This window comes from Peribacillus frigoritolerans (assembly GCF_040250305.1).
GTDB lineage: Bacteria > Bacillota > Bacilli > Bacillales > DSM-1321 > Peribacillus.
Map to the genome: position 1 here is coordinate 2,521,498 of NZ_CP158190.1, position 13,741 is coordinate 2,535,238.

Sequence of the window (13,741 nt, forward strand, 5' to 3'; positions counted from 1 at the left end):
AGGAATGTAAGATGGCAGAATTAAAGGCAAGCATGGCAGGAAGCGTTTGGAAAATCGTGGCGAACGAGGGGCAAAGTGTAACCGATGGACAGGATATCATTATCTTGGAATCTATGAAAATGGAAATCCCCATTGCAGCCGAGGAAGCTGGCACCATTAAAGAACTTAAAGTGAATGAGGGGGATTTCGTAAATGAGGGCGACGTTTTGGCCGTCATTGAATAAAGGGACGGAGGGGTAAGATGAATTGGCCTGAAAAAGTGACAATTAAGGAAGTGGGTCCGCGCGACGGGCTGCAAAATGAAAAGGTCATGATACCTGCACAAAGCAAAATGGATTGGATCGATCAGCTCTCTGATACAGGATTATCTTATATAGAGGTGACTTCTTTCGTCCATCCAAAGTGGATTCCCCAATTGAGTGATGCCGCCCTGGTGGCTAAGGGAATAAAGCGCAATCCCGGTATCACTTATGCGGCCCTTGTACCCAATCAAAGAGGACTGGAGTCGGCCCTTGAAGCCAATATCGATGAAATTTCCGTGTTCATGTCATCCAGTGAAACGCATAATCTTAAAAATATCAATAAGTCGATTTCCGATACCTTTCCAATAATGAAGGATGTCATCGGGACAGCAGCTAACAGCGGGAAAACGGTTAGGGGCTATATTTCAACCGTTTTCGGCTGTCCTTATGAAGGGGAGGTTTCGATCGAACAGGTTTTCCGTGTTTGTGATCAACTTTTTGACTATGGAATCAATGAAGTCTCACTGGGTGATACCATTGGGGTCGCTTCTCCAAGACAGGTTGCACTGTTCCTTGAACAGGCTGTAAAAAGATATGATATAAGCCGGATTGCCCTCCATTTTCATGATACAAGGGGAATGGCACTCGCAAATGTTCTTGAATCACTTAATTATGGTGTGGACACTTTCGACTCTTCGCTCGGAGGTTTAGGAGGATGCCCGTATGCACCAGGTGCGAGCGGAAACGTGGCAACGGATGACCTGATTCATATGCTACATAAAATGGGAATTCACACGGGAATCAATCCAGAAAAACTAATGAAGGCTGCGGCCATGATGCAAAGCTTTTTGGAAAAACCATTGCCAAGCCATCAGATGGCTGTTTATAACGCACAATAAGAGAAATTGAGGTGAATTTATGACTTCATTAGTTGAAATCAGTCATGAAGAAAAGGGAATTGCCCTCGTGACTTTGAATCGGCCGGATGCTGCTAATGCCTTATCCACGGAATTGCTTCATTGCTTGGTTGAAGTGCTCGAGGAATTGAAAAGTGATTCCAATTTACGAACAGTCATTATAACTGGGTCAGGTGAAAAGGCGTTTTGTGCAGGTGCGGACCTTAAGGAACGAGCAGGTATGAATGAGGATAAAGTCAGGGAGACAGTCAAGTTGATTGGAGATACGATTACGGCTGTGGAAAACCTTCCAGTTCCGGTCATCGCCGCGATTAACGGTTCGGCTTTTGGCGGAGGGCTGGAGTTGGCACTCGCTTGTGACATACGAATCGCATCTGAAACGGCGAAGGTGGGACTGACAGAAACATCGTTAGGCATCATCCCAGGCGCCGGCGGTACACAGCGACTGCCGCGTATAGTCGGAATGCCGACAGCGAAAGAACTGATTTATACGGCTAGGAGATTGGATGCAAAAACGGCAAATGCCTTGAAAATCATCAGTCATGTATATTCACCCCAACATTTACTTGAGGAAGCGAAAAAATTGGCTAAGGAAATTGCAGTCAATGCCCCATTGGCACTCCGGGCTGCAAAAGCGGCGATCAATCAAGGGGCTGAGACTGATTTGAAATCAGGATTGCAAATTGAAAAAGACTGCTATCAGACAACTTTAAAAACCCGTGACCGACTGGAGGGTCTGTCAGCATTCAAGGAAAAGCGCAAACCCGTATTTAAGGGTCAATGATTTCAATTGAAGGAGGAACAGGGATGGTAACGACGGATAAACTAACCGAAACGGTTGAGACGATTAAAAAAGGCGGTTTAGAAAAATATCATCAAAAAAACGCTGAAAAAGGAAAGCTTTTCGTACGTGAACGGCTCGAGCTGCTTTTCGATGAAGGGGTTGAAATAGAGGACGCTTTCTTTGCTAATTGTGCCAGTGATGGTCTGCCTGCCGATGGTGTGGTTACAGGCATAGGGAAAATCAATGGTCAGAGGGTCTGTGTCATGGCCAATGATTCGACTGTAAAAGCTGGTTCTTGGGGAGCAAGAACCGTCGAGAAAATCATTCGCATTCAGGAAACAGCTGAAAAGTTACAGCTGCCCCTTCTTTATTTAGTCGATTCTGCCGGGGCACGAATTACAGATCAAGTAGAAATGTTTCCGGGACGCCGCGGAGCAGGACGCATCTTTTACAACCAAGTGAAGTTATCAGGAAAAGTCCCGCAAATTTGTCTATTGTTCGGTCCGTCTGCCGCCGGCGGGGCATATATTCCTGCTTTTTGTGATATCGTCGTAATGGTTGATGGCAATGCATCCATGTATTTAGGTTCACCGAGAATGGCAGAAATGGTCATTGGCGAAAAGGTGAGTGAAGAGGAAATGGGCGGGGCGAAAATGCATTGTTCCGTTTCAGGATGCGGGGATGTGCTTGTCAAGTCAGAAGAAGAATCGATTGCGTTTGCGCGCAGGTACTTAAGCTATTTTCCAGGAAATTATCAAGAAAGGCCGAAAAGCGTAAAACCTGAGCTGCCTGCGGATTTTGAAAAAACGTTGGAAGAACTGATTCCTAAAAATCAGAATGCAGCCTTCAATATGTATGACCTGATCGATAGGATTATAGACAGGCAATCGTTTTGTGAAATCAAGAAGCTATTTGCCCCTGAATTAATCACTGGGCTTGCAAGGCTAAATGGACAAACGATAGGGATAATAGCCAATCAGCCGCGTGTCAAGGGCGGCGTCCTGTTCCATGATTCAGCTGATAAGGCAGCCAAGTTCATCAATTTATGTGATGCTTTCCATATACCGTTGTTGTTCCTGGTGGATATTCCAGGATTCATGATTGGGACGAAGGTCGAACGGGCAGGGATCATTCGCCATGGTGCGAAAATGATTTCGGCCATGAGTGAAGCCACGGTTCCCAAGATTTCTGTCATTGTCCGTAAGGCTTATGGTGCTGGACTATACGCGATGGCCGGTCCAGCTTTTGAACCGGACTGCGTTTTAGCTTTACCGACGGCATTGATAGCGGTCATGGGGGCAGAAGCTGCGGTCAATGCAGTCTATGCCAATAAAATCAATGCAATGGAACCAGAAGAGCGTCCTAAATTCATCGAACAGAAGCGCAATGAGTATAATGAAGACATCGATATTTACCGCTTAGCCTCCGAGATGATTGTTGATGGCATCATTCAGCCAAATGACCTGCGTGATGAATTGAGCGCCCGCTTTGAAGCGTATAGCAGTAAGCAATTGACATTTACCGATCGTAAACATGGGGTCTATCCCGTTTAAAGAATTCAATAAACAAGCCCGGTCATCATGACCGGGCTTGTTTTCATGTAATAAAATAAATGATTATTTAAATAATTAGAAAATTTTTCTGATTTAGAGTTGCTAAATCACACAAGGAAGAGTACTATAATTAGTAATTAATGATTTACTAATTACTTGAATTCCAAACTTAGTGAAAGAAAGTGAGAGTTGCCATGGCTCAGCACGAAAAAAAGAAATATATTACACCAGATGGATACACCGCAGATATTGCGATCTTTACTATTACAACAAAGAAAACGGCAGAGAAAGCCCCGCCTGAAATGTTTTTGAAGCTATTATTAATCAAACGCGCCACAAAAGATAAGGAAGGAAGCCCCAATGTTGAAGGAGATAAATGGGCTTTACCTGGAGGCTTTGTCAATGCTGGCGAGACTGCCTATGAAGCAGCCAAACGAGAATTGAAAGAAGAAACGGGCGTAGCTGGATTCCATGTCAAGCATTTCGGGGTTTATGACCGGCCAGGACGAGATTCCAGGGGCTGGATCATTTCCAATGCTTTTTATGCCATTGTCCAGGAAGAGTTTCTTCATCAAAGGAAAGCGAATGACGACGCAGCCGAGGTTGAATTGTTCACAATTCAGGAAGCTTTACAATTAGATCTTGCATTCGATCATTATACAATTATTAACGATGCGATGAATTTAATGAAAAAAGAAATGGTGCAAACGACGATAGCCCAAAAATTCCTGCCGGATGAATTTACACTTTCTGAGCTGCAACGGGTTTTGCTGACAGCCAGAGATGATGCAAAAATCAGTGCAGACTCACTTTTTTATGCAAAAGCCCCGAAGCTCCCGTTTTTGGAGAAAGTCTTGGATGAAAAAGGAATGCAGAAGAAAACGAAACGGAATTCGTATCGGCCTTCCCAGCTTTACCGATTTAATGCAGAGGTTGTCATGGACTCTATTTACTATTGAGGGGGAATTGGTGATATGGGGAAAAAGGCATTGATCAATATAGATTATACGTATGACTTCGTGGCGGATAGGGGTTCATTGACCTGCGGGAAGCCAGGTCAGGATATCGAGAAGGAATTAGTCAATATAACCAGGGATTTTATCAAACACGGCGAATATACAGTATTCGCGATTGATTTACATGAAGAAGGAGACCGCTTACATCCCGAATCGAATTTGTTTCCACCGCATAATATTAGCGGTACAATGGGTAGAGACCTATACGGGGCGTTAAAAGAGGAATATGAAACTAATAAAAATCAAAAGAATGTTCATTATATAGATAAAACACGTTATTCGGCCTTTGCAGGAACGGACCTTGATATCCGCCTGCGGGAACGTCACATCACCGATGTATATTTAGTCGGGGTTTGTACAGATATCTGTATTTTGCATACGGCAATCGACGCTTATAATCTAGGCTATAATATCTTTGTATATGAAAATGCAGTGGCCTCGTTCAATGATGCCGGTCACCATTGGGCGCTTGGACATTTTAAAGGATCTCTTGGAGCAACCATTCTATAATATCCATTCAAGCAACAGAATAGAAGGGAAGCGAATGCTTCTCTTTTGGGAGGAACTATCCATGGAAAAAAAGTACAACGACGACAGTTACGCATTACACACTGACCTTTACCAAATCAATATGGCCCAAACTTATTGGCAGGACAAAACACATAACCGAAAGGCAGTTTTCGAGATATTTTTCAGAAAGCTTCCATTTAATAGCGGATATGCGATTTTTGCGGGACTTGAAAAAATTGTCCATTACCTTCAAAACTTTTCCTTCTCGGAAAGTGATATCGACTATTTAAAAAATGATCTGCACTATGATGAAGAATTTTTGAATTATTTGAAGAACATTCGTTTCACGGGAGCGATTCGCTGCATGAAAGAGGGAGAGCTCGTTTTCGGCAATGAACCGATATTACGGGTGGAGGCACCGCTTGGTGAGGCTCAACTCATTGAAACTGCGTTGCTTAACATTGTGAACTATCACACACTCGTGGCAACAAAAGCCTCACGCATCAAACAGGTCATCGGTGAAGAATCTGCCCTTGAATTCGGTTCAAGGCGGGCGCAAGAAATGGATGCTGCAATTTGGGGAGCGAGAGCGGCCTATATTGCTGGCTTTGATTCCACTAGTAATGTACGTGCTGGAAAGCTGTTCGGCATTCCGGTTTCAGGGACGCATGCACATTCCATGATCCAAGCTTATAAAGATGAATATACAGCTTTTCATAAATACGCTGTTTCCCATAAAGACTGTGTATTCTTGGTTGATACTTATGATACATTGCGTTCTGGCATCCCGAATGCAATCCGTGTTGCCAAGGAATTGGGCGATAAAATCAATTTCATTGGCGTCCGTCTTGACAGCGGTGACTTAGCTTACTTATCAAAAGAAGCACGGCGTATGCTTGATGCTGCAGGGTTCCATGATGCGAAGATTGTCGCTTCAAATGATCTGGATGAATATACGATCATCAATTTGAAACAACAAGGAGCAAGAATTGACATTTGGGGCATCGGAACCAAATTGATTACGGCTTATGACCAGCCAGCGCTCGGTGCCGTTTATAAAATGGTTTCAATAGAGGGCGAAGATGGGAATATGAGAGATACCATCAAAATTTCTTCTAACCCTGAAAAGGTTACGACACCTGGTTTAAAACGAGTATACCGAATCATCAATAAAGTGAATCATCATGCTGAAGGTGATTACTTGGCGATGGAATATGAGAAGCCGCAGGAACAGGAAAAATTAAAAATGTTTCATCCTGTCCATACCTTCCTAAGTAAATTCGTCACGGATTTCGATGCGGTTGATCTGCATGTGGATATTTTCAAGGATGGAAGTTTGATTTATGAATTGCCGACCATAGATGAAATCAAGGCCTTCACGCACAAAAATCTCCAAGTATTATGGCCGGAGTACCTTCGTGCACTGAATCCTGAAGAATACCCGGTAGATCTAAGCCAGGATTGTTGGGATAATAAAATGAGGAATATAGATGAAGTTAAAGCAAATGTAGAAAGAATGCTAACGAAATGACCAATCTATTTTATTAGAAAGCGGGGCTATGCCAATGCGTCCATTACAAAAAGAAATCGTAAAAAAATTACTTGTCCAACCAACGATCGATCCCGAAGCCGAATTCAGGAAAAGTGTTGATCTTTTAAAAGAGTATATGAAGAAAAATACGTTTCTGAAAAGTTTTGTACTTGGGATATCCGGAGGTCAAGATTCAACACTGGCGGGCTATATTGCCCAAACCGCTGCTAATGAATTGAATGAAGAAAAAAATGGCAGCGACTATAAGTTTGTTGCTGTAAGCTTGCCATATGGAGTACAGGCTGATGAAGATGACAGGCAGCTGGCTTTAAAATTCATCAAGCCAAGCCAAACGGTTACAGTCAACATCAAGGAAGCGGTGGATGCATCTGTCAAAGCTGTGGAAGAAGCAGTTTCTGAAAAGCTATCGAATTTCTTAAGGGGAAATGTTAAAGCACGTGAGCGAATGAAGGTGCAATATGATTTAGCCGGGCTATATAAAGGCGTTGTGCTTGGTACGGACCATGCAGCTGAAGCGATCACAGGTTTCTTTACGAAACATGGTGACGGTGCAGCGGATATCCTTCCTTTATATCGCTTAAATAAAAGGCAAGGAAAAGAAATCCTGAAATTCGTCGGTGCTCCTGAGCGTCTTTATACGAAAATACCAACGGCCGATTTAGAAGACGACAAACCGTTACTTCCTGATGAAGTGGCTTTAGGCGTTAGCTACGATGAAATCGATGATTATCTTGAAGGCAAGGAAATCAGAACGGAAGCTGCCGAAATCATCGAAGGATGGTATACTAAAACCGAACATAAACGCAATGAAGCCATTAATGTTTATGATACTTGGTGGAAATAAAAGAACGAGTGAAATCTGAAATAAGTTATCCCGCATCTAAGATGCGGGTTTTTTTGCAAGACTAAGTAGCACCTTGGCCAACACATCAGTTATGAAAATTTTACCGGCAAGGGGGAAAACGAAATGTCGACTCTACATATGGATATATCCAGGATTATTGAAGAAACATGCAAGGAAATTAAATTCTCGGGTGTTATCGGTGTGAAAGCGGGAGATGACCTGATCCATAGCTCAGCACATGGCTATTCCAATCGAGCGGATGAAATCATGAATACGACCGAAACAAGGTTCGGAATTGCTTCCGGTTGTAAACTGTTTACGGCGATAGCCATTTGCCAGTTAATACAAAAAGGGAAACTTAGGTTCGATTCTAAGCTCAAAGACTGTGTTCGGATCGTGTTTCCTAATTTCAATCAAAATGTGACCATACATCACCTCTTAACACACACTTCGGGCATCCCTGATTACTTTGATGAAGAAGTGATGGATAATTTTGAAGAGCTATGGCAGAAAAATCCGATGTACCATATAAAAAGATTAAAAGATTTCCTGCCAATGTTTCAAGATGAGGTGATGATGTTTGAACCCGGGGAAAGATTTCATTACAATAATGCAGGCTATATATTATTAGGCTTGATTGTTGAGGAACTAACTGGACTCAAATTTTCTGAATATATCGACAATAACATCTTTCTGCCTTGTGAAATGATAAATTCCGGTTATTTTTCCATGGACCAGCTTCCTAAAAATACTGCATTAGGGTACATAGACGAAGAAAGTGGAGCATGGAGAACGAATATTTATTCCCTTCCGATCAAAGGCGGTGCGGATGGAGGGGCGTATATTACCACATCAGATATGTTCAGGTTTTGGGATGGGTTATTTTCCAATCAGTTACTGAATCAAGAATATACCAATCTCTTATTGGACGCCCATATTGCTGCGGGAGATGAAGGGGAATACTATGGGTATGGTATATGGATCCGTAAAAAAAATGACGGGATTTTCAAATATCATCTTATGGGGTATGACCCGGGTGTAAGTTTCAATTCTGCGGTATATCCGGCAAATCGATTGAGAACCGTCATTACTTCAAATGAAAGCATGGGTCCATACCATATTACTTGCGCGATCGAGAAAGAATTATAAAAACAAATGGAACCTTTCCGCTAATGAAGGGTTCCATTTGTTTATAGTCAATCTGAATTCATTCAAGTATTTATTAAGAAAGGGAAGAATTCGCATTCAATTGCTCCATTGGTTCCAGAACTTCTGGAGTTTCAAGGGAAGAACCCCTTCTGTACCCTTATTCAAGAACGAATCTTTAATGATGATGCGGCACACCAATTTTTCATTTATTGTCGGAAATCTTTAAGGAGGTAGCTTTCTTTAGGTTTCAAGGCTTTTCCAAACAAAGAATTTGTATATTTAAATATCTTGAAGTAGAGTATATTTAATATACTTTATTTTATCCGGTATTTTCCGATGGAGGTTCTTTTTACATTATGAAGGCAAGATATGAACTAGCGAACATGAACTTAACAGTAAGCAATGTAACTTTACGTAATGCTGCGGATAGCTATGTCCTCTTGAAAGCTGCAGATGATCAAAATAATGAAATCACGATCAAGCTTTCCCACGAACAAGCGGAATTTCTGGAAGCGGAATTAAGGGAAGTAAATCGCCGCCGCAGGGAAAATAGTCCTGATATAACAGGAAATGACCAGGAACATATTAATGACGACGATTCTTTTAATCTGTTCAGCATTGATTTATTCAATGAAAATGAATCGAAGTAATTCCCCGAATCAAATTTGCTTCTCTGTAACCTTCCTTTCCATTTAAGCTGCTGCTACAGAGAATTTATCATTCCCGCCAATACAAAATCTGAATTTCCAGTTATTCAAAGGCATTAGGAATGTTTTAAGCAAGGTGACCTATCGTTACCTTTATTTTGATTGCTTGAATAAATTCTTCACCAATAGGAATATGGATGATAGTACAGCAAAAACCATGAAAAATACGATGAACCCCCATAGGCCTATCGCCGCATCTTGAAACTCCATATTCCCCCTGCTGGTAAGGGCTTGCTGTATTTCAATGGCAAAGACTAAAACAACCATGACTGTAAAGGTATAAAGGAAAGAGAGTATTGTTATCCCAAAACGCATCCGGGCAATTAAATTAGATAAAAATAACACGAACAAAAATATGATGATACCGATGATTCCCATTATCCAAAAATGCAGATCTTTGTCCGTTGCATTTGAATTTAATGTGTCGCTTACAAAGAATAGGATGAAATCGTGAAGATTATTGACGATTTCAGCTAATATCTGGATGATTTCTTTCATTTTTTCACACCTCCAATCCTTAGATTATAGCAGGTTATAAATCTATATAGAAGAGGGGAGGTCCTCGGGGTTGCCAGACTGACCTTGGATGGTAGTTATGTGAAATCATAAAGATGCTAAGAGAAGTATATTCTGGGAAACGTAAAAAAAGCATAAGTGAATGAAGAAGTCAGGACATGCAAGTTCAGTTAAATATGGGTAGATTGAACAAAATACATAGAAAAATAAAGTAATTCATGGAATGCAGGAGTGCCTATTTTCCAATAGTTTTAATGCCTTTAGCAATCTTAGCCATGATTGTTGATCGGTTCTTTATTTATAAAGTTAGTAAAACTTAATGCTAAGAGTTGGAGGAAAAAAGGATGAAAGATGTACATAATCATGTGTTAACAGTAATTGATTTTATGAAAACCGGACACAAAACCTGTTTTGTGAAAGTAATCGGTTTTGATGCTGAATCCGGACTAGATTTTGAAGGTGAAGTTAAATTTGTCGGTGATTTGCCTTTTGGTGATTTGATTCATCCCGAACGGTCACATTTATCTTCCACTTGCAGGGAATTTGTTCGGGATGATTTGTTGCGCAGATACAGTCATGGGCAGTTTGAATGAACTGGTTGGAATTTTTATAGAGAATCCAATGAGATGATATTCTTCTCACTTGTTTAAAATTGGTAAAATGGCGGGTATAAAGAATATGGTATGTAGGAACTTTTTTATGCCAATCTTCACTTTCAACTGACAAAATAGCATATTTCTCCCTATTTAACTCTCGGACTATAATCCTTATAATATTAAATAGGAAAATATGACATTTAGTGTAGGATTATACTGTTTCTGAGGTGAGTTTCATGGTTTATGCAGATATTTTGAGTAATATACACTCTGCTATCTCCAGCAAAAAAGCTGATTTAAATGTGAAAATTGAACGTTTAGAAAATGCGAAGAACGATATTATAAAAGAGCAAAGCATGTGCTTAAGCGAGATTAGGAAAATAAAAGACCCTGAGCTAGGTGGCAGCTGGACAGGAAATCGCTCGGATCAATTTCAGGAAGCTCGTCATGATGCCTATAATGTGATGTTTAGTATCATTCATGACGATTATGACGATTACCAATGGAAAATCGAGGCGATGATTACAAAGCTGAATGCCGAGAATACGCTTCTGAGCATAGCGGGGAATATAGCCCATGAAGCCGATTCCCTTTTGAGCAAAGGCGAAGAGGCATTTGAACAGCTGGAAAGTAAAATATCCGATTTAAAAAGGCGGTTGTTTTAATGACGACAATCAAACTGAATCATCCTGCCGTAATGAAGCAAGTCGATCAGGTGAAGACGGCACTTGGTACAGTCACGCTTGGAAATTTGCCGGCAGGCGAGCTTGGCAACAATAAATTGGAATTCACTTCGAAATGGATCGACCGCGAAACGAACCTGGAGAAGGTCTTCGAGCAATATATCAAAATCGTCCAGAAAAACGTGGAAGATACCCGTGCCAACATTGACTTATTAAAAGAACAGGATGAAGCCATCGCCCATACGTCTTCACATGGGTATCAGCGATGAAGATATATGAAGCCGAGACATTGACGGCCGCAACAAAGTCGCGTGCCAAGCAATATGAAGACCTAAAGAAGGAAGTCGCAGCCCTGAAAAAGGAATTTCAGGGCATTGTTGGCCTTGATAACGAGTTTCAGGGAGCCGGTGCTACCGCCATCAAAAGCTTCTATGAAGCGCAAATCGAGGTGGCGGACGCCTGGATGGAGCTATTCACGACCCAAATAAGTTTTTTAGAAGGCATTCCAGCCAGTCTGGAAGAGGCGGACCTATCCGGAAATACCGTGGTCGAGGTTCCCTTTTTAGATGGCGAAGTGTCGAACGGTATTAACCAAGCGAAGTCGCTTGTCGATCAACAAGCGAACGATCTCCAAAGGATCCTGAACAGCATTGACGATATCCTGTCTCTTGATATGTTCGACCAAAAGGACTTTAATGAAAAAATCACGCTGGCCGGGCATAGACTGGATGACACCGTGACAAAGGTCGAGAATGTCGACCGGCAATTGGTAGAAGAATATGATGTGTCCATCGGGCAGGAAAACGTGGCCGTTGGCCTCTTCCGTGCTTTGCTTGATGCCACCAAACAGGACGGCCATGTTTCGCCGATGACATTCAACCAATCGGCATTCAAAAATAGTGACGTCTATCAAGTGAAGGATGATGTCGCCGGTCAGATGAAAGACTATCAGACCTTCAAAAAGCAGCAAGCAGAAGCCCGGAAAATCGAACAGGAAATGGAAGAACTCGAAAACCGCCCATGGTACGAAAAAGCCTGGGATACGACAAAAACCTTTACAGGGGAATTCACGGGATATTATGATTCAATCAGGGCCTCAACCGGAGTCGATCCAGTAACGGGTCGCAAGCTGTCCGATGCCGAACGAATCGCCGCCGGCGCCATGGCCGCCGCTGGATTCATCCCCGTCGTCGGCTGGGCCGGCAGGGCCATCAAAGGCGGCAGCGCCCTATACAAAACGGCCAAAGGACTCAACGCAGCGGAACACGCGCTCGATGCCTATAAAACGACAAAAGGCTTTAGCCTCCTCCAGAAAACCGAATACGGGATATACGGGCTCCTCGCAGCCAACGGCCTCGGTGAAGCAGTCACCGGCAAAGACATGTTCGGCAACCAGCTAACCGAGGAACAGCGCCAGAACGGACTGTTGATGGCACTCGGAATCGGAGGTGTGGCAGGTGCTGCGAAGGTCGCTGATAAAGTAGCGAGTGGTACAAAGTTCATTCCTTACAGCAAAGAATTTGCGCAAAAGCAGGTACAGAAGGTTCAAGCCTTCGGCAGGGAAATCGGCAAGGTGGAAGTTCCTCTCCGGATTAGGGTCGAAGAATTAGCGACGGCGTATGGAAACAACTATAAACATGTCACATTTGATAAAACGACGATTAAGGATATCGTGCAGAAGTTTGCGGTGAAAAGACTGTCTACTGTAAATCAGGCAAGGGCTGACGGTGCGATGGTTGAAGCAGTTAGAAATCTACCAGCATATACAAGAAGACCTAACCAACCAAGAAATTATAAATATAAAGAACGTAATGAAGACGGAACTACACTGTACACTTTTATTTCAATCAAAAATGGAAAAGAATATCAAGTAATTTATGACAAAGATGGATTCCCAATTTTTCAATCAAAATTTGAAATTTACTTACCAGAAAAATATTTTTTAGAATCAGATGCTGCACAATTTGAATATTTATCTAAAACCTTATCTGAAGAAATTATAAGCAATCCAGAACTAGCTGAAAAGTTCACAGCGAAAGAATATGAAGTGTTTAAAGAAGGTAGAGTTCCAAAAACACTTACTTGGCATCATCATCAGGAAACAGGTAGAATGCAAATTGTGGATTATTTTGAACACCAAGCAGCCGGACATACTGGTGGAAGGGCTATATGGGGCGGTGGTGAATCGGGCAGAAAAGGTATTATAAAAAAAGAAATTCTGGAGATGGTAACATGGGATTAAAAAAGTGGCTATTTGTAGAGGAAGAAAAACCCGATGAGGGTGTAATTGCTTCGATTGAAAGAGTGTTTGAGATTGAATATCCTGATGACTACAAAATGTGTGTTATGAGATATAACGGAGGTTTTCCAGAGCCTAATATCTTTAATTTTGGTGAAGGGCAACAGGGAGTATTTAATGATTTAATTAGCTTTACTGATAATGATATAAATATAGGGATGTTTTATGAGCTATTTTCTAGTCCAACGTTAAAAGGGATTGTGCCTTTTGCCAGAGATCCATTTGGAAACTACTTATGTTTTGATTATCGAAATAATTATCCTTCTCCCAAAATAATTTTCTTCAATCATGAAGAAGAAGCGTTATCATTAGTTTGTGATACATTTAGTGATTTGCTAGAGCAAATGTATTCTATAGAAGATACAAAGTAGAT

The 13,741-nt window shown here is 41.8% G+C and carries 16 protein-coding genes; 15 read left to right on the forward strand and 1 reads right to left on the reverse strand.

Annotated elements, in window-relative coordinates:
- Positions 1 to 11 precede the first annotated feature (11 nt).
- From ABOA58_RS12350 to ABOA58_RS12395, 10 genes are all read left to right on the forward strand, one after another.
- Complete coding sequence (locus ABOA58_RS12350) at positions 12 to 224, forward strand: acetyl-CoA carboxylase biotin carboxyl carrier protein subunit (protein ID WP_034312225.1); 213 nt, start codon at positions 12 to 14, stop codon at positions 222 to 224.
- A 17-nt stretch (positions 225 to 241) separates the two neighbouring features.
- Positions 242 to 1,141 carry a hydroxymethylglutaryl-CoA lyase gene (locus ABOA58_RS12355; protein ID WP_350302523.1) on the forward strand — a complete coding sequence of 300 codons (900 nt, stop codon included), beginning with the start codon at positions 242 to 244 and terminating at the stop codon, positions 1,139 to 1,141.
- 19 nt (positions 1,142 to 1,160) lie between these two features.
- Positions 1,161 to 1,943 (forward strand): enoyl-CoA hydratase, encoded by a 783-nt coding sequence (locus tag ABOA58_RS12360; RefSeq protein WP_350302524.1) that lies wholly within the window; start codon positions 1,161 to 1,163, stop codon positions 1,941 to 1,943.
- Between the two features lie 23 nt (positions 1,944 to 1,966).
- A complete protein-coding gene (locus tag ABOA58_RS12365; protein ID WP_350302525.1) occupies positions 1,967 to 3,496 on the forward strand; it encodes an acyl-CoA carboxylase subunit beta in 1,530 nt (509 codons plus the stop codon).
- 194 nt (positions 3,497 to 3,690) lie between these two features.
- Positions 3,691 to 4,455 (forward strand): NUDIX domain-containing protein, encoded by a 765-nt coding sequence (locus ABOA58_RS12370; RefSeq protein ID WP_350302526.1) that lies wholly within the window; start codon positions 3,691 to 3,693, stop codon positions 4,453 to 4,455.
- Between the two features lie 15 nt (positions 4,456 to 4,470).
- Positions 4,471 to 5,022 carry a cysteine hydrolase family protein gene (locus tag ABOA58_RS12375; RefSeq protein WP_350302527.1) on the forward strand — a complete coding sequence of 184 codons (552 nt, stop codon included), beginning with the start codon at positions 4,471 to 4,473 and terminating at the stop codon, positions 5,020 to 5,022.
- 61 nt (positions 5,023 to 5,083) lie between these two features.
- A complete protein-coding gene (locus ABOA58_RS12380; RefSeq protein ID WP_350302528.1) occupies positions 5,084 to 6,553 on the forward strand; it encodes a nicotinate phosphoribosyltransferase in 1,470 nt (489 codons plus the stop codon).
- A 34-nt stretch (positions 6,554 to 6,587) separates the two neighbouring features.
- Entirely contained in the window at positions 6,588 to 7,418 is an 831-nt protein-coding gene (gene nadE, locus ABOA58_RS12385; RefSeq protein WP_350302529.1) for an ammonia-dependent NAD(+) synthetase, read from the forward strand.
- Between the two features lie 123 nt (positions 7,419 to 7,541).
- Positions 7,542 to 8,567 carry a serine hydrolase domain-containing protein gene (locus ABOA58_RS12390; protein WP_350302530.1) on the forward strand — a complete coding sequence of 342 codons (1,026 nt, stop codon included), beginning with the start codon at positions 7,542 to 7,544 and terminating at the stop codon, positions 8,565 to 8,567.
- A 356-nt stretch (positions 8,568 to 8,923) separates the two neighbouring features.
- Positions 8,924 to 9,217: a hypothetical protein gene (locus ABOA58_RS12395; RefSeq protein WP_350302531.1), complete on the forward strand. Its 294-nt coding sequence runs from the start codon at positions 8,924 to 8,926 to the stop codon at positions 9,215 to 9,217.
- A 150-nt stretch (positions 9,218 to 9,367) separates the two neighbouring features.
- Here ABOA58_RS12395 and ABOA58_RS12400 read toward each other — a convergent pair whose 3' ends face one another.
- Positions 9,368 to 9,772 (reverse strand): hypothetical protein, encoded by a 405-nt coding sequence (locus ABOA58_RS12400; RefSeq protein WP_101221979.1) that lies wholly within the window; start codon positions 9,770 to 9,772, stop codon positions 9,368 to 9,370.
- A gap of 362 nt (positions 9,773 to 10,134) precedes the next feature.
- Here ABOA58_RS12400 and ABOA58_RS12405 point away from each other — a divergent pair, with 362 nt between their 5' ends.
- From ABOA58_RS12405 to ABOA58_RS12425, 5 genes are all read left to right on the forward strand, one after another.
- Positions 10,135 to 10,383 carry a hypothetical protein gene (locus ABOA58_RS12405; protein ID WP_350302532.1) on the forward strand — a complete coding sequence of 83 codons (249 nt, stop codon included), beginning with the start codon at positions 10,135 to 10,137 and terminating at the stop codon, positions 10,381 to 10,383.
- A 239-nt stretch (positions 10,384 to 10,622) separates the two neighbouring features.
- Positions 10,623 to 11,051 carry a YwqH-like family protein gene (locus ABOA58_RS12410; protein WP_350302533.1) on the forward strand — a complete coding sequence of 143 codons (429 nt, stop codon included), beginning with the start codon at positions 10,623 to 10,625 and terminating at the stop codon, positions 11,049 to 11,051.
- On the forward strand, positions 11,051 to 11,338 hold the full coding sequence (locus tag ABOA58_RS12415) for a YwqI/YxiC family protein (RefSeq protein WP_034312186.1): 288 nt from the start codon (positions 11,051 to 11,053) through the stop codon (positions 11,336 to 11,338). The genes ABOA58_RS12410 and ABOA58_RS12415 overlap by 1 nt, the downstream gene beginning before the upstream one ends.
- The gene (locus ABOA58_RS12420) at positions 11,335 to 13,311 is read left to right on the forward strand and encodes a T7SS effector LXG polymorphic toxin (protein ID WP_350302534.1); all 1,977 of its coding nucleotides are present in this window, start codon (positions 11,335 to 11,337) and stop codon (positions 13,309 to 13,311) included. The genes ABOA58_RS12415 and ABOA58_RS12420 overlap by 4 nt, the downstream gene beginning before the upstream one ends.
- A complete protein-coding gene (locus ABOA58_RS12425; RefSeq protein ID WP_350302535.1) occupies positions 13,302 to 13,739 on the forward strand; it encodes an SMI1/KNR4 family protein in 438 nt (145 codons plus the stop codon). The genes ABOA58_RS12420 and ABOA58_RS12425 overlap by 10 nt, the downstream gene beginning before the upstream one ends.
- Positions 13,740 to 13,741: the final 2 nt, after the last annotated feature.

Coding starts and splice junctions, on each gene's coding strand:
- ABOA58_RS12350 (WP_034312225.1), top strand. CDS start 12: ATGGCAGAATTAAAGGCAAGCATGGCAGGAAGCGTTTGGAAAATCGTG.
- ABOA58_RS12355 (WP_350302523.1), top strand. CDS start 242: ATGAATTGGCCTGAAAAAGTGACAATTAAGGAAGTGGGTCCGCGCGAC.
- ABOA58_RS12360 (WP_350302524.1), top strand. CDS start 1,161: ATGACTTCATTAGTTGAAATCAGTCATGAAGAAAAGGGAATTGCCCTC.
- ABOA58_RS12365 (WP_350302525.1), top strand. CDS start 1,967: ATGGTAACGACGGATAAACTAACCGAAACGGTTGAGACGATTAAAAAA.
- ABOA58_RS12370 (WP_350302526.1), top strand. CDS start 3,691: ATGGCTCAGCACGAAAAAAAGAAATATATTACACCAGATGGATACACC.
- ABOA58_RS12375 (WP_350302527.1), top strand. CDS start 4,471: ATGGGGAAAAAGGCATTGATCAATATAGATTATACGTATGACTTCGTG.
- ABOA58_RS12380 (WP_350302528.1), top strand. CDS start 5,084: ATGGAAAAAAAGTACAACGACGACAGTTACGCATTACACACTGACCTT.
- nadE (WP_350302529.1), top strand. CDS start 6,588: ATGCGTCCATTACAAAAAGAAATCGTAAAAAAATTACTTGTCCAACCA.
- ABOA58_RS12390 (WP_350302530.1), top strand. CDS start 7,542: ATGTCGACTCTACATATGGATATATCCAGGATTATTGAAGAAACATGC.
- ABOA58_RS12395 (WP_350302531.1), top strand. CDS start 8,924: ATGAAGGCAAGATATGAACTAGCGAACATGAACTTAACAGTAAGCAAT.
- ABOA58_RS12400 (WP_101221979.1), bottom strand. CDS start 9,772: ATGAAAGAAATCATCCAGATATTAGCTGAAATCGTCAATAATCTTCAC.
- ABOA58_RS12405 (WP_350302532.1), top strand. CDS start 10,135: ATGAAAGATGTACATAATCATGTGTTAACAGTAATTGATTTTATGAAA.
- ABOA58_RS12410 (WP_350302533.1), top strand. CDS start 10,623: ATGGTTTATGCAGATATTTTGAGTAATATACACTCTGCTATCTCCAGC.
- ABOA58_RS12415 (WP_034312186.1), top strand. CDS start 11,051: ATGACGACAATCAAACTGAATCATCCTGCCGTAATGAAGCAAGTCGAT.
- ABOA58_RS12420 (WP_350302534.1), top strand. CDS start 11,335: ATGAAGATATATGAAGCCGAGACATTGACGGCCGCAACAAAGTCGCGT.
- ABOA58_RS12425 (WP_350302535.1), top strand. CDS start 13,302: ATGGGATTAAAAAAGTGGCTATTTGTAGAGGAAGAAAAACCCGATGAG.